Source organism: Megalodesulfovibrio gigas DSM 1382 = ATCC 19364 (assembly GCF_000468495.1).
GTDB classification, from domain to species: domain Bacteria; phylum Desulfobacterota; class Desulfovibrionia; order Desulfovibrionales; family Desulfovibrionaceae; genus Megalodesulfovibrio; species Megalodesulfovibrio gigas.
In genome coordinates this window covers 838,042-864,599 of the sequence record NC_022444.1, presented here as the reverse complement: position 1 = coordinate 864,599, position 26,558 = coordinate 838,042, and the positions used below count along the sequence as shown (strand labels likewise).

General features: G+C 67.1%; 23 protein-coding genes. 9 read left to right on the top strand and 14 right to left on the bottom strand.

The window, feature by feature from the left end; translation table 11 throughout:
• Positions 1–41: 41 nt before the first annotated feature.
• Genes DGI_RS03795 through DGI_RS16870 form a run of 3 tightly spaced genes read right to left on the bottom strand, consistent with a single transcriptional unit; the run spans position 42 to position 3,223 of the window.
• The gene (locus DGI_RS03795) at positions 42–1,649 is read right to left on the bottom strand and encodes a polyamine aminopropyltransferase (RefSeq protein ID WP_158407284.1); all 1,608 of its coding nucleotides are present in this window, start codon (positions 1,647–1,649) and stop codon (positions 42–44) included.
• Positions 1,640–2,491 (bottom strand): DUF350 domain-containing protein, encoded by an 852-nt coding sequence (locus DGI_RS03790; protein WP_027192779.1) that lies wholly within the window; start codon positions 2,489–2,491, stop codon positions 1,640–1,642. Before DGI_RS03790 ends, DGI_RS03795 begins: the two co-directional genes overlap by 10 nt.
• Positions 2,492–2,500: 9 nt before the next feature.
• Entirely contained in the window at positions 2,501–3,223 is a 723-nt protein-coding gene (locus DGI_RS16870) for a hypothetical protein (protein ID WP_027192780.1), read from the bottom strand.
• A gap of 312 nt (positions 3,224–3,535) precedes the next feature.
• Here DGI_RS16870 and DGI_RS03780 point away from each other — a divergent pair, with 312 nt between their 5' ends.
• The 5 genes from DGI_RS03780 (at position 3,536) to DGI_RS03760 (ending at position 10,167) form a co-directional block, all read left to right on the top strand.
• Positions 3,536–5,719 carry a glutamine synthetase III family protein gene (locus tag DGI_RS03780; RefSeq protein WP_021759373.1) on the top strand — a complete coding sequence of 728 codons (2,184 nt, stop codon included), beginning with the start codon at positions 3,536–3,538 and terminating at the stop codon, positions 5,717–5,719.
• Positions 5,720–5,872: 153 nt separating this feature from the next.
• Positions 5,873–7,057 carry a glycosyltransferase family 4 protein gene (locus DGI_RS03775; protein ID WP_456152270.1) on the top strand — a complete coding sequence of 395 codons (1,185 nt, stop codon included), beginning with the start codon at positions 5,873–5,875 and terminating at the stop codon, positions 7,055–7,057.
• Positions 7,054–8,205 (top strand): glycosyltransferase family 4 protein, encoded by a 1,152-nt coding sequence (locus DGI_RS03770; protein ID WP_021759371.1) that lies wholly within the window; start codon positions 7,054–7,056, stop codon positions 8,203–8,205. The genes DGI_RS03775 and DGI_RS03770 overlap by 4 nt, the downstream gene beginning before the upstream one ends.
• Positions 8,206–8,242: 37 nt before the next feature.
• Positions 8,243–9,187: an AraC family transcriptional regulator gene (locus DGI_RS03765; protein WP_021759370.1), complete on the top strand. Its 945-nt coding sequence runs from the start codon at positions 8,243–8,245 to the stop codon at positions 9,185–9,187.
• A 29-nt stretch (positions 9,188–9,216) separates the two neighbouring features.
• Positions 9,217–10,167, top strand: a complete 951-nt coding sequence (locus DGI_RS03760) for a DMT family transporter (RefSeq protein WP_021759369.1) — start codon at positions 9,217–9,219, stop codon at positions 10,165–10,167.
• A 41-nt stretch (positions 10,168–10,208) separates the two neighbouring features.
• Here the strand turns inward: DGI_RS03760 and DGI_RS03755 are convergent, their stop codons facing one another.
• On the bottom strand, positions 10,209–10,817 hold the full coding sequence (locus DGI_RS03755) for a DNA-3-methyladenine glycosylase I (RefSeq protein ID WP_407656287.1): 609 nt from the start codon (positions 10,815–10,817) through the stop codon (positions 10,209–10,211).
• Between the two features lie 106 nt (positions 10,818–10,923).
• Here DGI_RS03755 and DGI_RS03750 point away from each other — a divergent pair, with 106 nt between their 5' ends.
• Positions 10,924–11,169, top strand: coding sequence for a Nif11-like leader peptide family natural product precursor (locus DGI_RS03750; RefSeq protein WP_021759367.1), 246 nt, complete (start codon positions 10,924–10,926; stop codon positions 11,167–11,169).
• A 180-nt stretch (positions 11,170–11,349) separates the two neighbouring features.
• Here DGI_RS03750 and DGI_RS03745 read toward each other — a convergent pair whose 3' ends face one another.
• The 3 genes from DGI_RS03745 to DGI_RS03735 form a co-directional block, all read right to left on the bottom strand.
• Positions 11,350–13,734, bottom strand: coding sequence for a GGDEF domain-containing protein (locus DGI_RS03745; RefSeq protein WP_021759366.1), 2,385 nt, complete (start codon positions 13,732–13,734; stop codon positions 11,350–11,352).
• A gap of 78 nt (positions 13,735–13,812) precedes the next feature.
• Positions 13,813–16,071, bottom strand: a complete 2,259-nt coding sequence (locus tag DGI_RS03740; protein WP_021759365.1) for a putative bifunctional diguanylate cyclase/phosphodiesterase — start codon at positions 16,069–16,071, stop codon at positions 13,813–13,815.
• Between the two features lie 117 nt (positions 16,072–16,188).
• The gene (locus DGI_RS03735; RefSeq protein ID WP_027192781.1) at positions 16,189–16,773 is read right to left on the bottom strand and encodes an LOG family protein; all 585 of its coding nucleotides are present in this window, start codon (positions 16,771–16,773) and stop codon (positions 16,189–16,191) included.
• A 93-nt stretch (positions 16,774–16,866) separates the two neighbouring features.
• On the opposite strand from DGI_RS03735, the gene DGI_RS03730 reads away from it, so the two are divergent.
• Positions 16,867–17,574, top strand: a complete 708-nt coding sequence (locus DGI_RS03730; RefSeq protein WP_021759363.1) for a M48 family metallopeptidase — start codon at positions 16,867–16,869, stop codon at positions 17,572–17,574.
• On the opposite strand, the gene DGI_RS19390 is transcribed toward DGI_RS03730, so the two are convergent.
• Genes DGI_RS19390 through DGI_RS18670 form a run of 4 tightly spaced genes read right to left on the bottom strand, consistent with a single transcriptional unit; the run spans position 17,531 to position 21,225 of the window.
• Complete coding sequence (locus DGI_RS19390; protein ID WP_021759362.1) at positions 17,531–17,878, bottom strand: DUF4911 domain-containing protein; 348 nt, start codon at positions 17,876–17,878, stop codon at positions 17,531–17,533. The genes DGI_RS03730 and DGI_RS19390 overlap by 44 nt on opposite strands.
• Positions 17,879–17,913: 35 nt before the next feature.
• Positions 17,914–18,990: a M24 family metallopeptidase gene (locus DGI_RS03720; RefSeq protein ID WP_021759361.1), complete on the bottom strand. Its 1,077-nt coding sequence runs from the start codon at positions 18,988–18,990 to the stop codon at positions 17,914–17,916.
• A gap of 1 nt (position 18,991) precedes the next feature.
• A complete protein-coding gene (locus DGI_RS03715) occupies positions 18,992–20,341 on the bottom strand; it encodes a protoporphyrinogen/coproporphyrinogen oxidase (protein ID WP_021759360.1) in 1,350 nt (449 codons plus the stop codon).
• A complete protein-coding gene (locus DGI_RS18670) occupies positions 20,332–21,225 on the bottom strand; it encodes a glycosyl transferase (RefSeq protein WP_021759359.1) in 894 nt (297 codons plus the stop codon). The genes DGI_RS03715 and DGI_RS18670 overlap by 10 nt, the downstream gene beginning before the upstream one ends.
• 154 nt (positions 21,226–21,379) lie before the next feature.
• On the opposite strand from DGI_RS18670, the gene DGI_RS18665 reads away from it, so the two are divergent.
• Positions 21,380–21,985: a DUF533 domain-containing protein gene (locus DGI_RS18665; RefSeq protein ID WP_051286189.1), complete on the top strand. Its 606-nt coding sequence runs from the start codon at positions 21,380–21,382 to the stop codon at positions 21,983–21,985.
• A 32-nt stretch (positions 21,986–22,017) separates the two neighbouring features.
• Entirely contained in the window at positions 22,018–23,031 is a 1,014-nt protein-coding gene (locus tag DGI_RS03700) for a TIGR00266 family protein (RefSeq protein WP_027192784.1), read from the top strand.
• 114 nt (positions 23,032–23,145) lie between these two features.
• Here the strand turns inward: DGI_RS03700 and phnW are convergent, their stop codons facing one another.
• From phnW to phnX, 3 genes are read right to left on the bottom strand one after another with little or no spacing between them, the layout of a single operon-like run.
• On the bottom strand, positions 23,146–24,276 hold the full coding sequence (gene phnW, locus DGI_RS03695) for a 2-aminoethylphosphonate--pyruvate transaminase (protein ID WP_456152269.1): 1,131 nt from the start codon (positions 24,274–24,276) through the stop codon (positions 23,146–23,148).
• A 33-nt stretch (positions 24,277–24,309) separates the two neighbouring features.
• Positions 24,310–25,698, bottom strand: coding sequence for a (R)-1-hydroxy-2-aminoethylphosphonate ammonia-lyase (pbfA, locus tag DGI_RS03690; RefSeq protein ID WP_021759356.1), 1,389 nt, complete (start codon positions 25,696–25,698; stop codon positions 24,310–24,312).
• A 17-nt stretch (positions 25,699–25,715) separates the two neighbouring features.
• The gene (phnX, locus tag DGI_RS03685) at positions 25,716–26,546 is read right to left on the bottom strand and encodes a phosphonoacetaldehyde hydrolase (RefSeq protein WP_021759355.1); all 831 of its coding nucleotides are present in this window, start codon (positions 26,544–26,546) and stop codon (positions 25,716–25,718) included.
• Between the last annotated feature and the right edge of the window lie 12 nt (positions 26,547–26,558).

Genomic DNA, 26,558 nt, shown 5'->3' with positions numbered 1-26,558 from the left:
GTTTTCCCTCTCGCAACGTCCGTTTTCAAAAGTAAACTGCTTCAGTACATCATCCACGCACCGCGGCTGTAGTAGCGGTGCAGCACCGGCTTGAGGCGGTCGTTGACCTCGATGCCGGCCATGGCGTCCGGGGCGAGCATCTGCCTGTCCAGGTGGGTCATGGAGATGAAGGCGTCACGATTGAGGATTTCCGTGGGCAGGGCGTCATAGTCCTGGGAAAGCACGCGGCGTTTGAGGCTGGGTTCGTCAGTCTGGGCGGCGTCCATGGCCAGAACAAAGCCCCATTCGCCCAGGCTGGGCACCTGATTGCGGTAGGGCAGCACGGCCAGGCCGGCGGCGCGCATGGTCTTGACGATGCAGCGGAAGGCGTCCGGCGAAAAGATGGGGCTGGTGGCCTGGGTGGTCAGCACGCCCTGGGGAGCCAGCCGGGCCAGGGCCAGCCGGTAGAAGGAAACGTCGTAGCAGGACATCAGATCCATGGAGTCCGGGTCGGGCAGGTCCACGAGGATCACATCCCACAGCGCCTCGGTGTTTTTGAGGAAGCGGGCGGCGTCACCATGCTCCAGACGCACCCGCGGGTTGTGCAGGGCCTCCTGGTTCACGGCGCGCAACACGGGATGCTCCCGGGCCAGGCGGGTCATGGCCGGGTCCAGATCCACCAGCACAATTTCGGCAACCTGCGGATGCCGCAGCACCTCGCGCACGGCCAGACCGTCGCCGCCGCCCAGGATCAGCACGCGCAGGGAGTCGCGGGCTGCGGCGGCCGTGAGCAGGGCCGGGTGCACCAGGGGTTCGTGGTAGCGTTTTTCGTCAAATGTGGAAAACTGCAGCTGGCCATTGAGAAACAACCAGTAATGCTGCTGGTTCTGGGTAAGGACGATCTTCTGATACTGCGTCTGCTCGGCATGGACGATCGGATCCTTGTAGCGGGACTGCTCGCCGTAAAAGACCACCTGCTCCACGTGCGTGGCCATGAGCACCAGGGCCATGCCGGCAGCGAGAAAGGCCAGGCGGGCGCGGCCGGGATGGTCCAGCAGGTTCCCGAATTTCCACAGAAAAATGCCGGCCACCAGCCAGTTGACCGTGCCCAGGGCCATGGGCGTCCAGGCCAGCCCCAGGAACGGCAGGCCCAGAAAGGCAAAGAGCACCCCGCCCAGCAGCGCGCCGTAATAGTCGTTTTCCATGACCCCGGCGATGTTGGCGCGCAGGGCCTCGTAGGTTTCGTTGGCGCGGGTGGCCAGGGGGATTTCCAGGCCGATGAGCAGCCCCACACCCATGCCCAGGGCGTAGATGATCAGATCCAGATGCGCGGTCCAGGGGGCGAGGCCGTACGCCAGGACGGGCGCACCGGCGCACAGCACGGTCAGGCCGCATTCCACAAGGATAAAGGCATCCAGCACGCTGCGGTCAATGTGTCGGGATAGGCGGCTGCCCAGGCCCATGGCGAAGAGCATCAGGCTCATGACCATGGTCCATTGCAGGATGGCGTTGCCCAGCAGATAGGTGGCCAGGGTGGACAGGACATACTCGGCCACGATGCCGGCCAGCCCCGTGGCGAAGATGCACCACTTGAGCACCCGGCTGGCATCCGGTGGCGAGATGAGCGACGCGAGCTGCGGCCGGCGGAACAAACGACGGATCAGACGCACCAGCTGATGAAGGCCGCGGCGGCGATGTAGGCAAAGGCCTCGGTGTAGGCTGCGCCCATGTTGGGCGTCTCCTGGCCGGTGAGTTCATGGCTCAGGCAGTGCCCGGGCACCAGGACCTTGTCCGTCAGCCAGCGCACCGCCGGCAGCATGGCCAGCCCGATGATTGCATAGGCCAGATAATGCGGCAGGCTGACACCCCAGGAAACAAAATCCCCTTCTGCCGCCAAGCCCACCACCATGCCCATGCCCACGAGCGCCCCGGCTGCCGCCACCCCTACCGCGACATTGTCTTTTTCCATTTCCTGCCGCACGCTGTAGGGGGTGATCCATTCATAGACCCAGCTGGCCAGCACCAGCAGCGCCTGCCCCAGCCCCCAGAAGATGATGGCCGAGAACACCCCGCCGTCGCCCTGCAGGCTGCCGAACAGAATGAACCCCGAGGCCACCATGGAGGCCCCGGCCACGGCGCCTGCGCCCTGGTTGCGGTCGCGCAGGATCTCCACGCTGGCCCTGAAGCCGCGCAGAATGAACAAATCGCAGACATACCAGGAGATGTTCAGCAACACCACACCCAGGCCGCCAAAGAGCAGGATGTCGAGCAGGTCGCGCCACAGGCCGCGGCTCGGCCCGGTCAGCGCACCGCCGATGGCCAGGGTGAGCCCGGCGTAATAGCCCACCACGCTGAGGGCCATGGCCGGGTTGTCCTTGACGAACAGCTCCTCGGGCAGGCTGAATTCAGTGTGGATGAAATCATGCACCCACTTGCCGGCGTAAAACAGGGCAAAGGCGGCAAGAATGTAAATCAGGCCAGTCAACAAGCCGTCCAGCAGTTCCAAAACCATGGGCATCCCCTATTTGCCGGGCGAAGCGCCGCGGCTGCGCGTGCCCACGGTGCTGCGGCCCAGGCGCTGTTCGACCTTGTTGGAAAATTTCGTGTCCTTGGCCGCCTCCTGCTTCATGCGCCGGTTGAAGAAGTCGTCGCGCTGGGGGCTGGGCCGGGAGGTGGAAGGCGGCCGTGGCGGCAGCTTGCCGGTGCGGCGGGCGCCGTCCCAGTCGCCCTGGGACAACGTGCCGCCCATGACCAGACCCATGAGGTCCGACAGCAGGCGGTACTGGCCGTAAAACTGCCAGAAACTGTTGCCGGAGCTGTCTCGCTGCCAGGAACCGTAGCTCGGGTCCCCCACGTGCTGGAAGCCCGGCGGCGCAGCCGTGGCATTGCGCACGCCGTCGGCATAACTGAGCAGGGTCATGCCCTTGAGGGGCGCAAATTTGTCGTATTCGGCCTTGTCCACCTCGAACCAGTCCGTGAGGGACAGCGCGCCGCCGCGTTCAATGGCGTACTGCAAGGCGTAGGATGAAAAGAAGGTGCCGCTCTGCCGGGCGTCGGCCAGGATGATGGAATAGGCCGGTGTGCCGGCCAGGGCCTGCTCCACCGCAGCCAGGGAGGAGCCGCCCTCGGGCGGGCGGGAACTGTCGGCGCAGGCGGTCAGGCCGGCCAGCATGGTCAGGATGACCAGCAGCAGGGTCAGCCGTCGCACCGCGCGGGCGACAAAAAGGCGGGAAGTACACTGCATGGCTCCCCATATCACAGCCTGACGGCAAAAGCAAAAGGGCTTGGCCATGTGCAGGGCTGAAAAGCATGACAATTTTGTTGGCCAGATCAACAATATTGTCAATTTCCACCATGTATTCTGCTTGCCTTGTCGGCGCGCGCGTTGCTAACTGCCTGAAACCGGTGGCGGTCGCATCGCCGCGGGACCGTGCGCGCCGCTGGCGACCTTTTTGCAATAGCTCACGTCTCCGGCGGCTTTCCAAGCCTTCTTGAAACACAACTTCGGCAGCAGTCACGCCCTGCACACCGGATAACCAGAAGCAAAGAGGAACCTATGAGCGGCATCCAGGCTCGTTTGAACGCAATCTCGGCCATCATCAATTACAAGCCGGCAGGCGCTCCCCTGAACTTCAGCGAAACCAAGCCCACTGAACTTTATGGGTGCAACGTGTTCAGCGACAAGGTGATGCGCGAACGCCTGCCCAAGAACATTTACAAATCCCTGAAGAAGACCATTGAGCACGGCGAAAAGCTGGACGCCTCCATTGCCGATGCTGTGGCCAACTCCATGAAGGATTGGGCCATTGAGCGCGGCGCCACGCACTTCACCCACGTCTTCTATCCCCTGACCGGCATGACTGCTGAAAAGCACGACGCCTTCCTGGTGCCTGACGGCAAGGGCAGCGCCATTGCCGAATTCAGCGGCAAGCTGCTCATCCAGGGCGAGCCCGACGCCTCCAGCTTCCCTTCCGGCGGCCTGCGCACCACCTTCGAAGCCCGTGGCTACACCGCCTGGGACGTGACCAGCCCCGCCTTTATCCTGGAAAACCCCAACGGCGTGTTCCTGTGCATTCCCACGGCCTTCGTGTCCTGGACCGGCGAGGCCCTGGACAAGAAGACCCCGCTGCTGCGCTCCCTGCAGTCCCTGAACACCCAGTCGCAGCGCGTGCTCAAGCTCTTTGGCACCAACACCAAGGCGCCCGTCACCTGCTATGCCGGCCCTGAGCAGGAATACTTCCTCATCGACCGCAACTTCGTCTTCAACCGTCCGGACCTGCTCATCGCCGGCCGCTCCCTCTTTGGCGCGCCCCCGGCCAAGGGCCAGGAATTTGAAGACCAGTACTTCGGCGTCATCCCCCGCCGCGTGCTGGCCTTCATGATGGAAGTGGAACACGAGCTCTTCAAGCTGGGCATCCCGGTGAAGACCCGCCACAACGAAGTGGCTCCCGGCCAGTTCGAAATCGCCCCCATCTATGAGCAGGGCAACCTGGCCACGGACCACAACCAGATGGTCATGACCACCCTGCGCACCGTGGCCAAGCGCTATGGCATGGTCTGCCTGCTGCACGAAAAGCCTTTTGCCGGCATCAACGGTTCGGGCAAGCACCTGAACTACTCCATCGGCAACAACGAACTGGGCAGCCTCTTCGATCCAGGCGACACCCCCCACGAAAACGCGCAGTTCCTGGTGTTCTGCGCCGCCGCCATCCGCGCCGTGCACAAGTTCGGCGCCCTGTTGCGCGCCACCGTGGCCTCCGCTTCCAACGATCACCGCCTGGGTGCCAACGAAGCCCCGCCGGCCATCATGTCCGTGTACCTGGGCGAGCAGCTGGCCGACGTGTTCGACCAGATCAAGAAGGGCGACCTCAAGAGCTCCAAGAAGAAGGATGCCATGCACGTGGGCGTGGACACCCTGCCGCCCCTGCCCATGGATGCCGGCGACCGCAACCGCACCTCGCCCTTTGCCTTCACCGGCAACCGCTTCGAGTTCCGCGCCGTGGGTTCTTCCATGTCCATCGCCGGATCCCAGGTGGCCCTGAATGCCATGATGTCCGACTCCCTGGAATACATCGCCAATGAGCTGGAAGCTGCCACCGGCGGCGATTCCTCCAAGCTCAACGCCGCGGTGCAGGCTGTCATCCAGAAGATCATGGTCGATCACGATGCCATCGTCTTCAACGGCAACGGCTACTCCGAAGAATGGCACGCCGAGGCCGAAACACGCGGCCTGCCCAACCTGCGCACCACCCCGGACGCCCTGCCCGTGCTCACCACCCCTGAAGTGGTGGAGCTCTTCGGCAAGTACAACATCCTCTCCAAGGCTGAACTGGCCTCCCGCCAGGAAATCTACCTGGAGCAGTACTGCAAGACCATCGCCACCGAAGCCAACCTCATGGTGCGCATGGCCAAGACCGTGATCTACCCCGCTGCCATGCGGTACCAGGGCGAACTGGCGGCTGCCTGCGCCAACAACAAGGCCGCCGGCGCTGCCTGTGCCGCCAGCCCGGTGCTCAAGGAAGTCTCCGACCTGCTGGTGGTGCTGACCGAAAAGATCGCTGTCCTGGAAAAGGTCCTGGCGCACGAAAATGGCGATACCCTGGGTCACGCCACGTTCTTCTGCGAAAAGGCCCTGCCGGCCATGAGCGATGTGCGCGCCGCTGCCGATGCCTTGGAAACGCTGGTGGCCGACGACCTGTGGTCCCTGCCGTGCTACCAGGAAATGCTGTTCATCCGCTAATTGCCCCCGCTACTTGCCTGTGTCGGGCTGATTGCGCCTGACTGACACCTCCATACACGCCGCTCCCGAACGGGGGCGGCGTGTTGTGCGTTGGGGCGGTCGGTCGGATCCCCCGGCAGGCCGCGGCATAGTCTCGGCATTGCCTGCCGGGGCATGTACGGGATTGACAGGGACGGGCCTTGCCGTCATCCAGGAGGAGCACCATCCCTTGTTCCGCAACACGCGTCGCATGCACTGCCCATGAAATACTGCCTGCTCATCCATTCCCTGGCCTGCGGCGGCGCGGAGCGCTGCGTGGCCACCCTGGCCAGCCACTGGGCCGCGACAGGCCGAACGGTGACGGTGATCACCCAGGCGGCCGCAGCCCTGGATTTTTATGCCCTGCATCCGGCCGTGCGTCGGGTCGCCCTGGGATTGGATCAGCCCAGCGCGAACGCGGTGCAGGCCGTGCGCCACAACATCGGCAGGGTGCGGGCCCTGCGGCGGGTGCTGCGCCAGGAGGCTCCGGACGTGGCCGTGGGAGTGATGACGGCCAGCAACTGCCTGCTGGCCCTGGCGGCAAAAGGGTTGCCGTGCATTGCCGTCGGCGCCGAGGAGTATCCCCCCCAGATGTTCCGCCAGGGCCGCATCTGGGAGACCCTGCGCACCATGCTGTACCCGCGGCTGGATGCCGTCATCTCCCACGCCGCCCCCTGCGCGGCCTGGCTGCAGCGGCATGCCGGCGTCCGGCGCGCCCCGGTCATCGCCAATCCCATATCCTGGCCCTTGCCGGCGCAGCCTCCGCAGCTGGATCCCGCCCCTGCCACGCCGGGACAGCGCACCGTGCTGGCCGTGGGACGACTGGCGGTGGAGAAGGGCTTTGATCGCCTGCTGGACGCCTTCGCGCCCCTGGCCCGGCGGCATCCGGGCTGGCGGCTGGCCATCCTGGGCGAGGGACCGGAACGGGCCGCCCTGGAAACCCGGCGCGCGCGCCTGGGCCTGGCGGACCGGGTGCTCCTGCCGGGGGTGGCGGGCAACATCGGCGACTGGTACGCGGCGGCGGATCTTTTCGTCCTCACCTCGCGGTACGAAGGCTTCGGCAACACCCTGGCCGAGGCCCTGACCTACGGTGTGCCGGTCGTGAGTGTGGATTGCGAGGCCGGACCGCGGGAGATTCTGCGCCATGACGTGGACGGCCTGCTGGTGCCGCAGGACGATNCCCTGCGCCGTGCCTGCGCCGTCCGGGCCGTGGAGGCGCGGGATCGCTTTGCCCCGGCGCGCATCGCGGCCCAGTGGGAGGCCCTGTTTGTGGAGCTGGGCATGCCCGGGGCTGGAACGACGGAAGCCGGGCCGTCATGAAACTCTGTTTTCTTATCCATTCCCTGGCTGCGGGCGGGGCGGAGCGCTGGGTGGCCACCATGGCCAACCACTGGGCGGCACAGGCTGGGGGCGCGATCACGGCCGTGACGGTGCTGACCATGACGCCGCCCGCCCGGGATTTCTACGCCCTGCATCCCGCAATCCGGCGTGTGTGTCTGGGACAGGAGGCCGTCTCCGCCGGCGTGTTCCATGCCGTGGTCAAGAATCTGGCCCGGGTGCGCAGCCTGCGGCAGGCGCTGGCGCGCGAGGCGCCGGATGTGGTGCTGGCGGTCATGCCCGAGAGCAGCTGTCTGCTGGCCCTGGCCGGCGGGCGGGGGCGTTCCTGGACGGCCATCGGCGCGGAGCACAGTTATCCCCCCAGGAACCGGCTGGGCCGGGGCCTGCCGGGCCGTCTGCGCAGCCTGGCCCGGGCGGTCCTGTATGGCCGTCTGGATGCCGTGGTCTGCCTGACCACGACCACCGCGGACTGGATGCTGCGTCACACCCGGACCCGGCGCGCGCCGGTCATCCCCAATCCCGCGGTCTGGCCGCTGCCGGTGCAGCCGCCGTTGCTGGAGCCCGCCCGGGCCGGAGCCGCCGGGCGCATGCTGCTGGCTGTGGGCCGTCTGGTGCCGGAAAAGGGATTTGACCGGTTGCTGGAGGCCGTTGCCGTCCTGGCGTCCCGGCATCTGGCGTGGGAGCTGGTCATCCTGGGCGAGGGACCGCAACGGGCCGCACTGGAGGCGCAGTGCGAGCGGTTGGGCATGACGGCGCGGATTCGCCTGCCAGGACTGGCCGGCAATGTGGGGGAGTGGTATGCCGCAGCCGACGCTTTTGTGCTGACCTCGCACTACGAAGGCTTCCCCAGCACCCTGCTGGAGGCCCTGGCCGCCGGGGTGCCGGCCGTGAGTGTGGACTGCCTCACCGGGCCGCGGGATATCCTGCGTCACGAGGTGGACGGGCTGCTGGTGCCGCAGGACGATGCCCCGGCCCTCATCGCCGCCCTGGACCGCATGATGACCGACGATGCCCTGCGCCGTGCCTGCGCCGCCAGGGCCGTGGAGGCACGGGACCGCTTTGCCCTGCCGCGCCTTGCGGCCCGGTGGGAGGCGTTGTTCATGGAACTGCGTCGCGCCTATGGCGCGTGACGGCGCGTGACGCATGGATTCGGAAGGAGATTGCCGCATGGGACACTGCCGCAGGCGTATCGCCCCGCCTCCGAAGACGCGCGTGGAATTCTGGCGTGATCCGGCCCTGCCGTATCTGGTGGACGCCCGGACCACGCATCTGGCGGATGATGCCTTTCATCTGCATACCCACGACTGCCTGATGCTCTCCCTGGTGGAGGCCGGCAGCACCCGGCTGCGGCTGCGCAACGGCCTGCATCCCGTGCCCGCCGGGGCGGTGGTGGTGGTGCCGCCCGGGGAGCCCCATGCCTGCAATCCCGTGCCCGGGGAGGCCTTGCAATACAAGGCGCTGTTCTTGCGTGCGGAATGGATTGCCTCCCCCCAGGCGGAGCGCCTCGTGTCCGGTCCCGGCATGGTGCTTTGGCCGGCGGCAGGGGGGCAGGGCAATGTGGCCCAGGCCCAGACCCATACCCCGGCCCATACCCCGGCCCAAACCCTGGCCCGGGCCTATGCCGCGTTTCGCGGTCCCGGGGATCGGTTGGAAAAGGACGAGGCCTTCCACGAACTGCTGGCCGTGCTGTCCCGGGCATGCGGCGGCGTCGCGCCGCTCGCAACGCCAGCGCCGCTTCCTTCCGCGCACGTGGGCACGGTGCAGGCGCATCTCATGGCCCATCTGGGGCGGGTGGTGACGCTGGACGAACTGGCGGCGCTGACGGCCACGCAGGCACAGGCCGGCGTCAGCCCGTATCAGTTGCTGCGAGGTTTTCAGCGGCAGGTGGGACTTTCGCCCCACGCCTGGCAGATGCAGCGCCGTCTCGAACTGGCCAAGACGCTGCTGGCCCAGGGCCTGCCACCGGCGCAGGTGGCCCTGGAGACGGGGTTTTCGGATCAAAGCCACTTCCACCGCGTCTTCAAGCGCCACGTGGCGGCCACGCCCGGCCAGTACCAGGCCGGCGGCCGCTGCAAGATCGTCCAAGCCGGCGCATCGTCGTGTCTGGCATAGCCCCTGTCCATACGGAAGGAGGCGCTGTCATGATGCACGTCGTGCGATCAACCGCAACGGCCTGGGCTGCGTTGGCCCTGGCGGTGTTGTTTTGGGGACTCAGTTTTGTGGGCAGCAAGATTGCGCTGTCCGGGGGCGAGGCCGGCGGCCAGGGGCTGCCGCCCTTGACGCTGCTGGCTATTCGATTCTGTCTCGGGGCGCTGGTGTTCGGACCGCTGCTCCTGCGACGGCCGCGGCGACGCTGGACGCCCCGGCTGCTGCTTCGCATCCTGGCCATGGCCGCCTGCCTGCCCGGGGCGTATTTTGTCCTGGAAATCTATGCCGTCTCCATGACCTCGGCGGCCAAGGCAGCGCTCATCGCCGCCTGCATTCCGGTAACGGTGCTGTGCATCGGCTCCCTGCTGCGGGGCGAGCGGCCCGGCTGGCGGCTGCTGTGCGGCGCGGCCGCGGCCCTGGCCGGGGTGGCCATGCTGGTGGCCGGAGAAGGCGGGCTGGGCGGCGGGGTCAATCCCGGGGACGGGCTGATGCTCCTGGCCGTGCTGGCCGCAGCAGGCTACATGCTCCAGGCGGATATCCTGGGGCGGGAACTGGGCGTGCAGGCGGTGACGGCCTGGCAGATGCTCTGGGGCGCTGTCTTCTTTCTGCCCCTGGGCCTCTGGCAGGGGGCCGGCGTGGAGCTTGCGGCCGTCTCTGCCCAGGCTTGGCTGGCCACCCTGGGCCTGGCGCTGTTTCCCACCCTGGCGGCCTTCTGGGCGTACAACCATGCCCTGGCCCACCTGGGCGCGGGCCGGGCGTCCCTGGGCATCAACCTCGTGCCTCTGGTGGCCACCCTGGGGGCCTGGGCCATGCTGGGCGAGGCCATGACCCTGCGCCAGGGCCTGGGCGGGGCGGGTATTCTCCTGGGCGTGCTTCTGGCCACCCTGCCGCGGCAGGGGGCGGCTGATGACGCCGCGCCGGCAGAATCCTGTTGCCCGGAGTGATGCGATGCGAGGGGGGAACCTCGCTGCAAACACAACGCGCGTTATCCCGCAGCAGCCTGGACTTCGGCGAAGCGGAAGCAGGACACCAGGTGATCGTTGACCACGCCCGTGGCCTGCAGGTGCGCATAGATCGTGGTGGGGCCCAGAAAGGCGAAGCCGCGGGACTTCAGATCCTTGGCCACGGTCTGGGCCAGGGGCGTCACGGCCGGGATGTCTGCCAGGGTTTGCCGATGCCCGACGACGGGCCGGCCGTCCACAAAGTTCCAGAAGTAGCCGGCCGCGCTGCCTGTTTCCTCCTGCAGCCGCAGGAAGGCCCGGGCGTTCTGGATGGCGGCGGCGATCTTCTGCCGGTGCCGCACAATGCCGGCATCGGCCAGCAGACGCTGCTGGTCGGCGTCGTCGAAGCGGGCCACCTGCTGCGGGTCGAACCCGGCGAAGGCGCGGCGGAAGTGCTCGCGCTTGCGCAGGATGGTCCGCCAGGACAGGCCGGCCTGGAAACTCTCCAGGATCAGGAACTCAAACAGGGTGCCGTCGTCGTGGCAGGGCAGGCCCCATTCGGCGTCATGGTAGGCCAGCTCCTCGGCGCTGTTGAGGCACCAGCCGCAGCGGGGGCGGGGGTCTGGAAGGGTCTCGGTGGCAGGCATCGGCATGGCTCCTCCCGGGGCGGGTTGCATCCTCACGGCAATGCCGTATGGTGCACTGGCGCGGACACGACGTCAATCAGGCGGCCGCGAGACTGCAGCAAGGAGCACCCCCATGGCCATGGACAATGTCCGGCGACTGATGGTCGCCATTCGCACTGACGAGGCGCTCAAACTCGCCCTGGCCAAGGCCCCGGGCCAGGAGGCGCGGGAGGCGATCCTGCGCGAACACGACATGCACTTCACGCATGACGAATTTGACGCCATCATCGACCATCTTCACGTCCAGTGCCAGACGCACGAAGAGGCCGAGCGGTTCCACCAGTTCCGCCTGTGGTGGGACTTTTTGCGCCGGACCTGACCGGCCTTAGGGCATTTTAATTTTGAGAAAAAACATTGCGAGAGGGGAAACCTTTTTGCAAAAGGTTNTCTTTGGAAAGGGGGCCGGCTCTTGAAGGCCGGAAGAACCTTTCTTTAGGAAGGTTCTTCCTCTGAGAGTTCTTTTCAAAAACAACGTGCTGCAGCGAACCACAAGCACCCCTTACCTTGCGCCGGCTGCGCTCACTGCACCGACTGCGGCCCGGCGGTCCCGGACCACGGAGTTGCCAGGTTTTGACTTGGCGAACTTCTTGATTTCCGCTGCCCGCTGGCCCAGTTCCGCCATGGTGAAGGGTACGTCGAAGGCGATGTCCAGGATGCCGATGGAGGCCGAGACCATGGGGAAGCGGCCGGGCTGGCCGTCGCGTCCTTTGGCTTCGATGTAGCCCCTGGCCCGGTCTTCCTCGGTATAGTGTTCCAGCACGGCCTGACCGAAGGCGGCCGCGGCGGCGTTGGCGATGGCGTCGGCGCGATCCTGCCGGGCGATGATCAGAAAATCGTCCCCGCCGATGTGGCCGATGAAGTCTTCGGAGCGGCCGTGCTGCTGCACGGCGTCCTTGAGGGTCTTGGCCGTGGACATGATAATGCGGTCGCCATTGTTGAAGCCGTACACATCGTTGTAGACCTTGAAGTTGTCCAGGTCCACGTAGAGCAGGCTGGAGGGCGTCTGCTGGCGGATGCGGCGCTCGATTTCCTGCTCAATGGCCACGTTGCCCGGCAGGCCGGTGAGGGGATTGGATCCCTTGGCCAGCTCCACCTGCACCTGGGTCAGGGTGTCCAGCATGCGCTGCACCGAGACCACGCCGGCCAGCTGGCCGTTTTTGGTGACGATGATGTCGTCATAGATGTGTTCCTGCGGCCGGTCCATGGCGGCCTTGGCCACGTCTTCCAGGGGCAGGCTGCCGTCCACGATCAAGGGGTGGGGGTCCATGATGCGGTCCACGGACCGCTGGTAGTAGAGAGACACGCCGTAGCGGGTGCCGAGCTTGCGGTCCAGGCTGTAGCACATCACCAGCCCCAGGGGTGTGGCATGGGAAAGCACCACCAGGCTGGAGATGGCGCCTTTGTCTCCCGCTTCCTTGAGCAGTTGTTCCTTGACGTCCTTGACCAGGGCGTGGGGTGGCGCGGTGACGGCCTCCTGCACCAGTTCGGCAATGGGCGTGGAGCACTGCACATTGGCCCGGCCCACCTCCTGCAAGCTGGCCTTGGCCGGAATGGGCACCTGGGGCGATTCGAAGCCCGGGACGGGACGGCAGAACAGGTAGCCCTGGCCGGCCGTGACGCCCATGGACACCAGACTGGAGAATTCGGTATCGCTCTCCACGCCTTCGGCCAGCACCGCGCCGCCGAACTTGCCGGCCAGCAGCACCAGGGTTTCCACCATCACCCGCTTGAAGGGGTTGGTGTCGATGCCCGAGGTCAGGGAGATGTCCACCTTGATGAAGTCCGGCCGCGACATGGACAACAACTGCAGGCTGGTGTTGCCGGCGCCCACGTCGTCCAGGGCCACGCGGAAGCCGTATTCCCGGCAGGTTTCCAGCTTGCGCAGGAGCAGGTCCGGGTCTTTCTGGCATTGGCGCTCGCTGAGTTCCACCACCACATCGCGCGGGGAGAGGCCTTTTTGCCGGAGCAGGGTGCAGGCGTCCTCAAAGAGCTCGGCATGCTGCTGCAGGGAGGCGGCATGGACGTTCAGGAAGAGCTTGCGGTCTGCGAGCAGGGCCGGCATGGCGTGCCGGGCGGTGGCGAAGTGCTCGATGGCCTTGCGCCGGCACAGCCGGTCCAGGGCCACGACTTCGCCGGCGTCCAGGGCGAAGCGAAAGAGGGTGGCGGCGTCGAAGAGCGGTCCGGCCACGGGCCCGCGGGTCAGGGCCTCCCAGCCGAGGGTTTCGCCCGTGGCGAAATCGATGACCGGCTGAAACAGCACGGCCACGCCGCCGGTTTCCATCACGCGGACGAATTCGCGGTGCAGGCTGAACTGGTCGGAGTCCGGGCGGATGTGGGCCATGCGTTGGGCCTCGCAAAAGGCGCGGAACAGGCACTTGTCCAGGGGTTCGCCGTTCTGACGGCGCAGGAAGGATTGTCCCACCAGCAGCCGGAATTCCCGGCCCAGGGCCTGGGCGTGGCGCAGCTGCATGGCCTCCTGCAGGGTGAAGCGCAGGGTGGCGAAGGCGTTGACGGCCTTGAGCGGGTTTTCCTCTGCCTGATGAAAGAACAAGACAAACCCGGACACCCCCACCGGCTCCACGGCCAGGATGCGGCCGTCGGGATACTGCAGATGAAAGCGGTCCCGTGTTTCGCGCTGCAGGGATTCCAGCAGGGAATAGCCGGCGTCCTCTCCCAGGCCACCCACCAGCAGGAAGAAGTCCTCCACATCCACATACAGCAGCCCCACCGCGCCGGCATGGGCGGCATGCTCCAGCTGGTGCAAGGCCTGCAGGGAGATGAAGCCGCACGCCGAGGTCTGCGGCTCGGTCTTGCGGAAGACGGGCGAGGCGAGAGGCGCGGCGGAGTCTGCAGATGGCGGGCTGGGCTGATGTCTGTTGCGCATGGCGACTCCTTGTTTCATCGTGACGGCAGGCGGGCCGCCGGGCGGCGGCCGTCGGGCGGCGCATGGCGGAGTGGCTGGCTACTCATGGGCGCACGGCAGGGAGGGATGGGCGAGGATGGCCGGGAGCGCAGGGACGCACGGCGTCCTGGTCAGGAAGGCTTCCAGGGAGGGCGCATCCATGGGACTGGCGAAAAAGTACCCCTGCCCGGTGCGGCAGCCCAGGCGGGTGAGGGTCTGGATCTGGGCCGGCGTCTCGATGCCTTCGGCCACCACATGCATATCCAGGCTTTGGGCCATGTGCAGGATGGCCTGGACGATGCCTTCGTGCCGCAGGTTGGAATCCTCCAGCAGCGAGACGAAGCTGCGGTCGATCTTCAAGGTATCGAAGGGATACTGGCACAGGTGGCTGAGGGAGGAATAGCCGGTGCCGAAGTCGTCGATGGCCAGACGGCAGCCCAGGTCCTGCAGATCCTTGAGGATGGCCCGGGCCTGGGCCGGGTTTTCCATCACCAGACTTTCCGTCACCTCCAGCTTGAGCACGCCTGCCGGCAGCCGGGCCCGCTCCAGCGCCCGCTGCACCATGGTGGACAGTTCCTTGTGCACGAGCTGGCGCGGTGAGAGGTTGACGGACACATAAAACGGCTGCTCCCCCAGCAGCGCCCGCACCCGCACCGCCTGCGCCAGAGCCAGGGTGAGCACCCGTTCCCCCAGGGGGACGATGAGCCCGCTTTCCTCGGCCACGGGGATGAACTGCATGGGCGGGATGGCTCCGCGCAGGGGATGGTTCCAGCGCAAGAGCGCCTCCATGCCCACCACGCGGTTGGTCTCCAGGGAGACGATGGGCTGATAATGGAGGGAAAATTCGTTGCGATCCAGGCCCTTGCGGATGTCTGCCTCCATCTCCAGCTGGGCCATGGTCTGCTTGTGCATGGCGGCGTGGAAGACCTTGTAGCCATCGCAGCCATGGGTTTTGGCCCAGCGCAGGGCCGTTTCGGCATCCCGCAGCACCTGTTCCGGGCAGGTGCAGGTATAGTCGCCGTAGACGATGCCCACGCTGGAGCGCAGGGAAATCTCCACACCGTCCACCAGATGCGGCTGGGCCAGGGCGTCCCGGATGCGCACGGCCACGCGGATGACTTCCAGCTTGTCGCCGATTTCATCCAGCAGCACCACAAAGTCGTCCCCTTGCAGCCGGGCCAGGGTGTCCACCTTGCGCATGCATCCCTTGAGGATCTGCCCCACGCGCAGGAGGAGCTGGTCGCCATTGTCGTGGCCCAGGCTCTCGTTCACGCGCTTGAAGCGGTCCAGGTCGATGGCCAGCACGGCGTAGCTGTAGGTTTCCTTGCGGGCCATGCGGGCCATGGCATGTTCCAGGCGATCCATGAACAGGGGGCGGTTGGCCAGGCCGGTGAGGGGATCGCAGAAGGCCTGGCGGCGCAGCTCTTCCTGGTAGCGGCGCTGGCAGGTGATGTCGCGGCAGTTGAGCACCACGCCGGCCACGTCGGGTTCGTGCAGCAGGTTGGCGGCGTGAATTTCCAGGATGGCGTCATCGCCGCAGGCCTTCAGGATTTGTGTTTCAAAGCGGGCTGTCTTGCCGGGTTGCGGCAGCACCACGGCCATCTGGCGCAGGAAGGCGTCCTGATCGTCCCCGGCCAGCAGGGTTTCAAAGCCAACACCCTGCGGTGGCGGGGTCTGCAGGCCCAGGGCGGCATGCATGCCCGGCGACAGGTAGTTGATGGCGCCTTCGGCGTCCACCACGGCCACACCATCTGCCGCGTGCTGCACCAGGGCGGCATGCAGACGTTCCTGCCGGGCCATGGCGCGCCGGGCGTCGTGCAGGGGCGTCATGTCCCGGGCCACCAGCAGGTGGCGGCCGTCATCAATGCAGGAGACGGTGACGAAGAACCACCGGGATTCCTCGTGGAAGCATACCTCCAGCTCGGCCTGCTGCGGCGTGCCGGAGCGGTGGGCAGCTTCCAGCATGCGCGGCAGGGCCTGCGGGTCCGTCAGGGGGAAGAAACTCGACAGGGCCGCGCCGTTGGCGGGCGTGGCTGTCCGGTACGGGGAGGCTGTGGGGTGCACCCGCAGGGCTGTGCCGCGGTTGTCCACCTCCACCACCAGGCTGGTCATGGCTCCCAGCACCGTGCCCAACTGCTCGCGGTGGCGGATGATTTCCACATGCTGAATCATGAGATTGGAATGCGCCCGCCTGAGCCGGGCCGTCAGCCGGCGCGTGCGCCACAGCAACGCGCCGGAGATGGGCACCAGCAACAGGCAGCCGGCCATCACCCATGCGCTTGCCGCCAGCGCGTGCATGGAGGAAAGTATACTCGACATTGCGCTTGCCCTGATGCAGGTGGAAAACCCCTCTTGCTGTACGCCTGCATGATGACAAATGCATGACAATCCCCCGTCCGGGCCGGGCGTTGGGGATTTCCACCAGTGCGCCAGGATTCAGAGCTGCTCGGGCTTTTCGATCCACTTGCCCGTGCGCGGGGGAATCCAGCGGGCAAAGGCCTCCAGCAGGGCTTCGGGGTCGGCATCTGTCAGGGCAATGCGCCGGTGGGGTTCCTTGAGAAAACCCTGGGTCACGGCGTGGTCCAGGAAGGCGGCCAGGCCGTCGTAATAGCCGCCCACGTTCAACAGGCCGCAGGGCTTGTGGTGGAAGCCGAGCTGGGACCAGGTCATGACCTCGAAGAATTCCTCCAGCGTGCCCACGCCGCCGGGCAGGGCGATGAAGGCGTCGCTGTGGGCAGCCATGGCGGCCTTGCGCTCGTGCATGGAATCCACCACCAGCAGCTCGGTGAGGCCAGGATGGCCGATTTCCTTTTCCCACAAGGACCGGGGGATGATGCCCACCACCCGGCCCCCGGCGTCCAGGGCGGCGTCGGCCACGGCGCCCATGCAGCCCACGCTGGCCCCGCCGTATACCAGGGTGATGCCCCGCCGGGCCAGCAACCGGCCAAGGTGTTTGGAAGAATCAAGATAGGCTGGGGAATTGCCAGGATTGGCGCCGCAAAAGACGCAGACGGATGCAATGGTGTTCATGAAGGGGCTTGTGATCCTGCCGGGCCACGGCGTCAACCCCCTGCACCATCTTGTCACATGCCGTCGTTGCGATTAGGAGAGGGCATGCATGAGGAACTGCCAGCCTTTCACATCCGGGAAAGCACCCGCGCCCGGCGCATCCTGCTCAAGGTGGTGCCCGGCGCCGGGCTCACCGTGGTGCTGCCGCGCGGGGTGGACCCATCCTTTGCCCGGCTGGCCGTGCAGCAGCAGGCGGAGTGGGCCATCAACGCCCTGCGGGAATTGCGGGCTCGCGGCCAGCTCTTCGATACTCCCATCTTGCCGCATCGGGTGCACCTGGCCGCCGTGCAGCGCGAGTGCCCGGTGCAGTGCCAGCCTGGAGACCCCCGCCGCCTGACTCTCAGGGAGCGCGACGGCGTGCTGACCTTCCGCGGCCGGACCGAGGATGTGGAGACCTGCGTGCAGTTGTTGCGTCATTGGCTGCTGAAGGCCGGGCGCGTCCATCTGGTTCCCTGGTGCAAGGCCCTGGCCGAGGAACTGCGGCTGCCGGTGACGGCCGTGCGCGTGGGCCGGCAGAAGACACGCTGGGGCAGCCGCTCCAGCCGCGGCGCCGTCTCCCTCAACTGCTGCCTGCTGTTCCTGCCGCCGGAGTGCGTGCGCTACGTCATCATCCATGAGCTGTGCCACGCCCTGCACGGCAACCATTCACCGGCCTATTGGCGCGAGGTGGCCGCCCGCGAGCCCGACTACAAACGCCTGGACGACTCCCTCAAGGAGTCCTGGCGGCATGTGCCGGCCTGGGCGGCGTGGTGACCGGTTTGGCCGGCGGGCAGTAGAGCACCTCGAACGAGATCAGCTCGGCCAGCGCCTCCAGATAGCGCGCCAGCATGGCCTGCATGCCCGGGGCATAGGTGATCACCGCCACGCTCTCCCAGCGGTCCAGAACGCTCAACACGCCCAGATGCCCGAAGGCTTCCAGCTCAAACTTGGCCATGGCGACATCCCGCCCGGCCAGCCGCAGGTAGCAGCGGCCGGAGCGGCAGGGGAACCCCCGTTCTGTGGAACGTGGCTCCCCTGCGTCCTGTTCACACGTATTCCTGGTGGGAGATGTGGGCATGATGGAATGGGGGTTTGCGGAACATGATTCCGGCATTACAGAATATCGATGCCGTCTTCGGTTACCACCACCATGTATTCCCAGCGGATGCCGCCCCATCCCGGGTAATAGAGGCCCGGTTCCACGGTGACGACCATGCCCGGTTCCAGCACGCCTTTGGAGCGCGAGTTCAGGGACGGCGCTTCGTGCGTCTCCAGGCCGATGCCATGGCCCAGGCCATGGGTGAAGCGGTCGGCCACGCCCAGGGATTCAAAGTGGTTGCGCGCGGCGAGGTACACATCCAGCAGGGCCACGCCGGGCCGCATGATGTCCAGGGCCTTTTGCTGGGCCGTGCGCACCTGATCCAGGACTTCCAGAAAGCGCGGCGAGGGCGTGTCGCCCACCCAGAAGGCGCGGGTCTGGTCCGAGCAGTAATGGTTCAGGCGGCAGCCGGTATCCACCAGCACCAGACAGTTTTCCTCAATGCGCGTCTCGTCGGGCCGGGCATGGGGCAGGGCGGCGTTGCCGTTCACGCCCACGATGGTGGAGAAGGACAGGCCCGACGCGCCCATGCCGCGGAACAGCTGTTCGATGTCCCAGGCCAGCTCGCGTTCGGTCTTGCCGGGAATGAGCAGATCCGGCAGCCGGACCATGACGGCGTGGTTCAATGCGCAGGCCTGGCGCATGGCCTCGATTTCCTCGGGGCTCTTGTGCAGCCGCAGGCGTTCCACCAGGCCTTCGGCCGGGCGCAGGGTCATGGCGTTGCCCAGCGCGGTGGCCTGGCGCAGGCTGAGGGTGCCATCCTCCACGCCCACCACCGCGCCGGGAGCCAGGCGGGAGGCCACCAGCTCGGGCAGGCGGTCCAGCTCGTTGCCTCTGTAGATCACCAGTCCCTCGGCCGGCCAGTGGCGCAGGGCTTCGTCCTCGTAGCGCGGATCGGTGAACAGCGCGTCCTGGCCGTCGGTCCGGACGAGCAGCCAGCCCGAGCTTTCGTTGCACTGACCGTCGAACAGTTCGAAGCCGGAGAGGTAGAAGCGGTTGGCGGCGTAGGTGATGAGCAGGGCATCCAGCCCCTTTTCGGCAAGCAGGGGACGCAGGCGGTCCCGGCGGGCGGCGAATACGGTGGAGTTCATGTCAACATTCCGGGATGGTATAGGTTTTTTCCGGGGTGGACTGGAGCATGCGGTCGGCCCATTCCACGCCCTGCATGAGGCTGTGGTCCATGTTGGCCACCTCGTAGCGCCAGCCGCCGAAGCGGCCGCGGGAGTAGATCTCCCGGGCTTCCAGCCAGGGCTGGATGGCGGCCAGGGCGCGATCCCGGCCCAGGGTCGGCACGGGATACCCATAGGGCAGCACGGCTTCCCAGCGGGTGCGCACGCCGGCGTCGGGGTCCAGCATCCGCACGTTGCGCAGGCCCTGCTCCGCGGCGGCGGTAACGGCCTCCAGCTGCTCCGGCTTGTGGGCGGAGAAGCTCGTCTCGCACATCAGCCCCCTGCAGCCCGGCGCAGGCACGTTGTTTGGGGAATAGTTGTGGAAATTCGTGAGCCGATAGAACGGGCAGTTGGCCTCGGGGAAGTACATCCAGCAGGTGGGATCCACGCGGGGGGAATCCGTGCCGATGCCCGAGACCACCACGCCGTTGTGCTCCAGCAGGGTGGCGGCCTCCACCAGGGCCGGCGGGGCCTCGGCCAGCCACTGCCGCACCAGCAGATCCAGGGGCGCGGTGCTCAGCAGGTGGTCGTAGGTGATCTGCTGCCCGTCGGCGGTGCGCACGGTGCGGGTGGTCGCATCCAGGGCGACAACCGGCGTCTGGTAGCGGATGCGGTCCTCGATGCGCCGGGCCAGGCGGCGGTAGATCTCGCCGGTGCCGCCATGCAGGGGAAAGCGGAACTTGTTGTTGGGGCCCCAGCTCACGTCATTCTGTTGCAGGACGATGTTTTTGACCACGCGTTCCAGATCCACCACGCTCACGCGCTCGCCGATCCACTGCCAGGACATGCGCGCCGCCGGCGTGGCCCAGACCTTGAAATTGTACGGCAGCATGAACAGATCGGCCACGCCCTGGCCAAAGACAGCCAGCATCCAGTCCTGGAAACTCTCCGGCCGGCCCTCGGGCCGCCTGCCCGGCAACAGGCCTTCCACGCAGCGCCAGGCCAGATCCGGCGGCAGGTGGCGGATGTTGTTCTGGAACGGGTAGGGCACCCAGCCGTCGGCCATGCGCACGCGGGCGATGCGTTCGTGCCAGAGCTGGTCCTCGCCGAGCAGGGAATCCAGGAGGCGGTCGAAATAGTCGTAATGGGAAAAGACCACATGCCCGCCCAGATCCCAGGTGAAGCCGGCGTCGTCGGTGAAGCTGGCCGAGAGCCCGCCGGCGTGGGCTTCGCGCTCCAGCAGCAAAAAGTCGCGCGCGCCCAGCTCGTGGAGCCGCCAGCCCGCGCCCAGGCCCGTGGGACCGGCGCCGATGATGAGGTGTGTTACGTGCATGGGGGTGTCGCTCCGGGAAAAGCCGTGTGGCATGTTCGGGAGAGGGAGGCAAGGATTTCCAGCTCGTCGGCAGAGAACCGATGCGCCAGCTTGAAGGCATTGGGGCGGGAGGACGCCGCCGGCATTGTCGGCTTCATGACCAGCGCCTCCTGACACGCGCACGCCAGCCGATGATGCCGCAGGGCCAGGGCCAGATCGCGTTCCACGTCGGCCTCGCCGTCCGGGGCAAAGGCCAGATTCCAGCCGCCGTCCTCCTGCAGGCGGTCGCCGCGGAAGAGCCGGCAGCCGCCGGGCATGGTCAGGCAGGGGCCGCAGGCTCCGCCGGTTTTGCCGGTTTTGCCAGTTTCGCCAGTTTCGCCAGTTTCGCCAGTTTCGCCAGTTTCGCCAGTTTCGGAAGCCGATGGCAGCGGCGTCAGGGTAAAGGCGGCTGCATCCAGTCGGGACATGTCCGGCGAGGCCGGCGGGTGCGTCGGATCCAGCCCCAGCCGGCCGGGGCGGTCCACAGCCTCGCGGCAGCCCCAGCTGCGGGCCTCGGGGCAGGCCTCCACCGCGGCGAAGAGCAGCTCCAGCCAGCCCGGCGGGGGGATCAGGCCGGCGTCCAGAAAGACCACCCACTGCGCCCGACGCACCAGGGGATGCGCCGTGAGCCAGGTGCGGCCGATGGTGCGTCCCAGGGGGGTGGGCAGGGCCTCCAGCCCGGCGTCGGCAGGCCGGGGAACGGCCTCGATGCCGTGCCCGCACAGCAGCAGCGGGATGGGCGGGCCGGGCGCGGCGGCCAGGGCCTGCAGCGTGGCGGCCAGGGCGGCGGCATCGTCCCCCAGCAGGCAGACGAGGGGCGCAGGGACGGCAGGGGAAACACCCGGGGCGGATGGAGCAGTGGTCATGTTGTGCCGACGCTACCACACAACAACGGCGCTGCAAAGATGCCGCACGGGATGTTGCATGCGCCGGAAGACGGCTGGACAGACTGCAGGGGCGCTGCTAACAATGCGCGTCATAGTGCCCAAGGTGCGAACGACCCACGTCAGCAGGCGGAGGATGAACGTGTTCAATGCGGAAAAGCTCCTGGGGGGCATGCTGCGGCAAGGATTCAAGGGCACTCCCCCGGCAGGGGAGTTGTTTTCGTCCGGGGGCGTGTTCGGCACGAAGGCGGCGACTGGCCTTGCCTTGCTGGGCCTGGCCTGGGAGGCGGCAGAGCACTATCTGGGCGAGCCGCGTGCTCGCGAGGCCTCGTCGCGTCCAATGCCTCCGCCCCCGCCCCAAACATCCCGGGCCGTTCCGCCTCCGCCGCCCGCCGCCCCTGCGCCGGATTCCACGGCCGTGGCCTGCATGCGGGCCATGATCGCCGCCGCCTGGGCCGATGGCAGTCTGGACGGGCAGGAGCGCGCCGCCATCTTCAACGGGCTGGACGCGCTGCATCTCACGCCCGAGGAGACGGCCTTCCTGCATCGCGAACTGGCCGACCCCAGAGGCATTGAAGAAATCGCCGCCATGGCGGCCACCCCCGAGCAGGCCACGGCCATCTACACCGCCGCCTGCGTGGCCATCGTGGCCGACACCGCCGCCGAGCACGCCTTTCTGGATGCCCTGGCGGTCCGGCTGGGCCTTGATCCAAACGCCGCCCGCGCCCTCAAGCGGGGTTGATTCACGAAGTTCCCCTCAAAGGAGGACCGCGCATGTCCCAATGGTATGTGAGCTATGCCGGCAGTCAGGAAGGCCCCATGAGCCTGGCCGAGGCCAGGGCCAGAGCCCGGGAGGACAGCTCCGGCTACACCTGGCGCGAGGGCTTTTCCGACTGGCTGCCCATGGATCAGGTGGAGGAACTGATGTCCGACGAGGGGCCCGTGGGACCGGCCACGCCGCCGCCGCCGGGCATGCATATTGGCCGGGGTGCGGACAAGATCGAATACGAGATCAAGGGCGCGGAGATGCAGTTCGTGGAAGTGCAGCTTGCCCCGGGCGACTCCATTGTGGCCGAGGCCGGGGCCATGATGTTCAAGGATGCCGTTATCGACATGCAGGCCATCTTTGGCGATGGCTCTGCCACTGCCGCGGGTGGCGGCTTCATGCACAAGCTCAAGAGTGCCGGCAAGCGCATGCTCACCGGCGAAAGCATGTTCATGACCATCTTTACCAACCGCGGCCACGCCCCGGCTGTGATGGCCTTTGGCGCGCCCTTCCCGGGCAATATCATCCCCGTGAATCTGGCCGAGGCCCACGGCGCGCTCATCTGCCAGAAGGACTGCTTCCTGTGTGCCGCCCGGGGCGTGGGCATCGGCATCTTCTTTCAGAAACGCATCCTCACCGGCCTGTTTGGCGGCGAGGGCTTCGTCATGCAGAAGCTGGAAGGCGACGGCATGGCCTTCATCCACGCCGGCGGCACCGTGATTTCCCGGGAGCTGGCCGCGGGGGAGGTGCTCCACGTGGACACGGGCTGCGTGGTGGCCTTTGAGCCGCAGGTGGACTTCGACATTCAGCAGGCCGGCAACATCAAGACCGCCCTCTTCGGCGGGGAGGGGCTGTTCTTTGCCACCCTGCGCGGTCCGGGACGCATCTGGTTGCAGTCGCTCCCGTTTTCCCGTCTGGCCGGCCGCATGCTCCAGGCTGCGCCCCAGCGCGGCGGCGCCCGCGGCGAAGGCTCGGTGCTCGGTTCCCTGGGCAATCTGCTGGACGGCGACAACAAACGATAGGACCTGGGGAATCCTTTTCGCTAGGGCAAGGTGTCGTTGAAAGGAGTTCTCGGGGGAAACCTTTTGCAAAAGGTTTCCCCTCTCGCAAGATCCTTGTTCCAAGGATGCGCCGCGCTACATCTGCCAGTACATGGACGCCGACACGGCGGCCAGCAGACCGAGCACGTCGTCGGAAAACACGTGGCCGATGGTGCCGATGCGGAAGGTGTCCGCATCGCTGACCTTGCCGGGATAGATGACATAGCCGCGGGCCTTGAGCAGGTCGTAAAAGCGGCGGAAGTCGTAGGTCGGGTGCGTGGGCGAAAGAAAGGCCGTAATGACAGGGGATTGCAGCGGCCGCGCCAGCAGGGGCGTGAAGCCCAGGCCGGCCATGCCCTCCACCAGCAGCCGCTGGTTTTCTACGTACCGGGCGTGGCGGGCGGGCACGCCGCCTTCGTCCTCCAGTTCGGCCAGGGCCTCGGCAAAGGCGCGCACCGCATGCGTGGGCGAGGTGTAGCGCCACTTGCCGCCCTTGTCCTCCATCTCCTTCCACTGACTGTGCAGATCCAGCGACAAGGACCGCGCCTGCCCGGCGCAGGCCTCCAGCGCCGCCCGCCGGGCAAGAACGAAGCCGAAGCCCGGGATGCCCTGGATGCATTTGTTGGCTGAGGAGATGAGGAAATCCGCGTGGATGGCGTCCAATGTCATGGGCAGGCCGCCAAAGCTGCTCATGGCGTCCACGATGAACACCTTGCCGTATTCCTTGACGATCTCACCAATTGCCGCCACCGGGTTCAGCATGCCGGTGGTGGTTTCGCAATGCACCACGGCCACGTGGCTGATGGCCGGATTCGCGGCCAGGGTCTGCCGCAGGCGCTCCGGGTCCGGCGGGGCGGTCTCGGGGCTTTCCAGCAGCAGGTGATTCAGATGCAGCCGGGCGGCAATCTGGGCGATGCGCCGGCCGTAGGCGCCGTTGGCCAGCACCAGGAGCACGCCGTGTTCGGGCACGGCCGTGCCGATGGTCGCCTCCACGCTGAAGGTGCCGCTGCCCTGCATGAGCACCGCGGAGATGTCCGATGCGGCCTCCTCCGTGGCCAGTCTGGCCAGGGACGCGCGCACGAGCTGGACAATGCCGTTGTAGTCGTCATCCCAGGTGCACCAGTCCCGGAACAGCGCGGCGCGCACGCGCTTGCTGGTGCTCAGGGGACCGGGGGTGAGCAGGAGGTAGGGATTGTCCGGAATGTGTCTGAGATCCATCAGGTCCATGACGAGGCTCGCAGGGATAAGGGTTGCGCGGATTCAGGGACGCCCGGCGCACAGGCGGATGGCTGCCTCCAGGATGTCCAGGGCGCGATGCAGGTCGGCGTCGGCGATGGTCAGGGGCGGGGCGAGGGTCAGCACCGTGCCGGCGGAGACCTTGAAGGACAGGCCGCGGGCCAGGCATTCATACAGGACACGATCAGCCAACCCGGCGTTGTCCAGCTCCAGGGCCAGCTGCAGGCCCAGGCCCCGGGCGGCGATCACGCCGGGCACGGTGCCCACCATGGCCTGCAGGCGCGCCAGGGTCTGGTGTCCCAGGGTCTGGCTGCGTTCCACCAGCTGTTCCTGCTCCAGCACCTCCAGCGTGGCCAGGGCCGCGGCGCAGCCCAGGGGGCTTTTTTCATGGGTGTAATGCCCCAGGGCGGCCTGGGGCGCTGCGCCGGAGGCCACCACATCCAGCCCGGCGCGGGCCAGCAGGGCAGCCTGGGGCATGATGCCGCCGCCCAGGCCCTTGCCCAGCAGGAGCATGTCCGGAGCCACGCCCCAGTGCTCCCAGCAGAAAAACCGGCCGGTGCGGCCCAGGCTGGTGGGGATTTCGTCGAAGATCAGCAACACCCCGTGCCGGTCGCAACTTTGCCGCACGGCCTGCCAGTAGCCGGGCGGCGGCGGCGACACCGTGGTGCAGCGCATGGGTTCGGCGATGAAGGCGGCCACGTCGCCCTCGTGCTCGAACACGGCGTCCAGATACCGCGCGCAGGCCAGGTTGCAGGCGGCGCAGTCGCCATCCGGACGCAGCAGGCAATGGCGGGGATCCGGGGCGGGAACGTGCCCGCAGTTGGGCAGCAGCGGGCCGATGCCCTGCCGGAAGATGGCCTCGCCGCTCACGGAAATCGCATCCAGGGACGCGCCGTGGAACGCGCCCCAGCAAGAGACGAACTTGAAGCGGCCCGTGGCCAGCCGGGCCAGCTTGAGGGCCATGCCCACGGCCAGGCTGCCGCCAGGAGCCAGGAGCAGCTTCCAGGCCTCGCCTTGGGGGTCGGCCTCGGTCATGCGTTGCGTCAGGCGCTCGGCCAGCGTTACGGCCCCGGCATGGGTGAAGCGGCGGGGGCAGAAAGCCAGCGTCTCCAGTTGCGTCGTCAGGGCCTCCAGGATGCGAGGATGCCCATGCCCCAGCTGGTGGACGGAATTGCCGTGAAAATCCAGCAAGTCTCTGCCATCCAGGGAGGTCAGGTGCGCGCCGGTTGCCCCGGTCAGCACGTCCAGACAGGGGGTGGACAGGGACTGGTGCAGGAAGACGGCGGCGTCGCGGTCCAGGAGCGCCCGGGCCTCGGGGGAAAGCATCGCCTCCTGCCAGGCCCGCCGGTGCGGCGAGCTGTTCAGGTCCCCTTCGCTGTGGTCGAGATCGTCAGGGTGCGTCGCTGCTCGCACGGGTGCCCGTCCTTGTTCTACGGCCGTTCGCCCGCGGCGAGGCGGCGGGTGATGTCTTCCAGCACGGCGGGGCAGTCGGCAATGGTCTGGACCACATAATGCGCGCCTTGGGCCTGGAAGCGGGCTTCGATGTCGGCCAGCCGGGCGGCGAGCTCCGCCGGGGGCAGGGCGTCGGCGTCTTCCTTGGAGAGGCCCAGTTCGTTGCCGCTGCGGGTCAGGGCGATGGTCCACATGCCGGCGTGCAGGCCCTCCTGGACATCGCTGGGGGTGTCGCCGATCTTGACCATGGCCTCCAGGGGATAGACTTCCAGCAGCAGCGCGTTCTTGTAGCACATGAAGGGGGAGGGCCGCCCGGCCGGCACGTCCGTGGAGCAGACCACCAGATCGGGCGTGTAGCCCTGCCGCCGGGCCAGGGGCACGAGGACGTCCATCATGGACGAGGTGTAGCCGGTGGAGGTGCCGATTTTCAGGCCCATGGCCCGGAAGGCGGCCACGGCGTCCAGCAGGCCGGGGATGAGTTCGGCATGATCGACGATGGCCGCCACCATCATGGCTTCGGTGTCGTGGTAGATGGCCAGCACATCGGCTTCGGTGGGCGGGTGGCCCTTGATGTCAGCCACGCGCTCGGCCACCGCCGGCATGGCCAGCACGGCGCGCACGTGGTCGATTTTCTTCAGCCCCATGGGCACGCGGGCCTCGGCCACGGTGACGGGAATGTCATGCTGGGCAAAGGCGCGGACAAAGACATCCACGGGCCCCAGGCAGCCGTAATCCACGGCCGTGCCGGCCCAGTCCAGCACCACGGCCTGCAAGGGGCCGGCATAGGGACGGGAGACGGGAAGGGTCATGCGCGAGGCTCC

Excerpts from the sequence above, each read along its gene's own strand:
- DGI_RS18665 (WP_051286189.1), top strand. The coding sequence starts at position 21,380 with ATGAACGTGTTCAATGCGGAAAAGCTCCTGGGGGGCATGCTGCGGCAA.
- DGI_RS03790 (WP_027192779.1), bottom strand. The coding sequence starts at position 2,491 with ATGGTTTTGGAACTGCTGGACGGCTTGTTGACTGGCCTGATTTACATT.
- DGI_RS03765 (WP_021759370.1), top strand. The coding sequence starts at position 8,243 with ATGGGACACTGCCGCAGGCGTATCGCCCCGCCTCCGAAGACGCGCGTG.
- DGI_RS03780 (WP_021759373.1), top strand. The coding sequence starts at position 3,536 with ATGAGCGGCATCCAGGCTCGTTTGAACGCAATCTCGGCCATCATCAAT.
- phnW (WP_456152269.1), bottom strand. The coding sequence starts at position 24,276 with ATGGACCTGATGGATCTCAGACACATTCCGGACAATCCCTACCTCCTG.
- DGI_RS03760 (WP_021759369.1), top strand. The coding sequence starts at position 9,217 with ATGATGCACGTCGTGCGATCAACCGCAACGGCCTGGGCTGCGTTGGCC.
- DGI_RS03740 (WP_021759365.1), bottom strand. The coding sequence starts at position 16,071 with ATGTCGAGTATACTTTCCTCCATGCACGCGCTGGCGGCAAGCGCATGG.
- DGI_RS03750 (WP_021759367.1), top strand. The coding sequence starts at position 10,924 with ATGGCCATGGACAATGTCCGGCGACTGATGGTCGCCATTCGCACTGAC.
- DGI_RS03715 (WP_021759360.1), bottom strand. The coding sequence starts at position 20,341 with ATGCACGTAACACACCTCATCATCGGCGCCGGTCCCACGGGCCTGGGC.
- DGI_RS03720 (WP_021759361.1), bottom strand. The coding sequence starts at position 18,990 with ATGAACTCCACCGTATTCGCCGCCCGCCGGGACCGCCTGCGTCCCCTG.
- DGI_RS03700 (WP_027192784.1), top strand. The coding sequence starts at position 22,018 with ATGTCCCAATGGTATGTGAGCTATGCCGGCAGTCAGGAAGGCCCCATG.
- DGI_RS03755 (WP_407656287.1), bottom strand. The coding sequence starts at position 10,817 with ATGCCGATGCCTGCCACCGAGACCCTTCCAGACCCCCGCCCCCGCTGC.
- DGI_RS19390 (WP_021759362.1), bottom strand. The coding sequence starts at position 17,878 with ATGCCCACATCTCCCACCAGGAATACGTGTGAACAGGACGCAGGGGAG.
- DGI_RS16870 (WP_027192780.1), bottom strand. The coding sequence starts at position 3,223 with ATGCAGTGTACTTCCCGCCTTTTTGTCGCCCGCGCGGTGCGACGGCTG.
- DGI_RS03730 (WP_021759363.1), top strand. The coding sequence starts at position 16,867 with ATGCATGAGGAACTGCCAGCCTTTCACATCCGGGAAAGCACCCGCGCC.
- DGI_RS03745 (WP_021759366.1), bottom strand. The coding sequence starts at position 13,734 with ATGCGCAACAGACATCAGCCCAGCCCGCCATCTGCAGACTCCGCCGCG.
- DGI_RS18670 (WP_021759359.1), bottom strand. The coding sequence starts at position 21,225 with ATGACCACTGCTCCATCCGCCCCGGGTGTTTCCCCTGCCGTCCCTGCG.
- DGI_RS03770 (WP_021759371.1), top strand. The coding sequence starts at position 7,054 with ATGAAACTCTGTTTTCTTATCCATTCCCTGGCTGCGGGCGGGGCGGAG.
- phnX (WP_021759355.1), bottom strand. The coding sequence starts at position 26,546 with ATGACCCTTCCCGTCTCCCGTCCCTATGCCGGCCCCTTGCAGGCCGTG.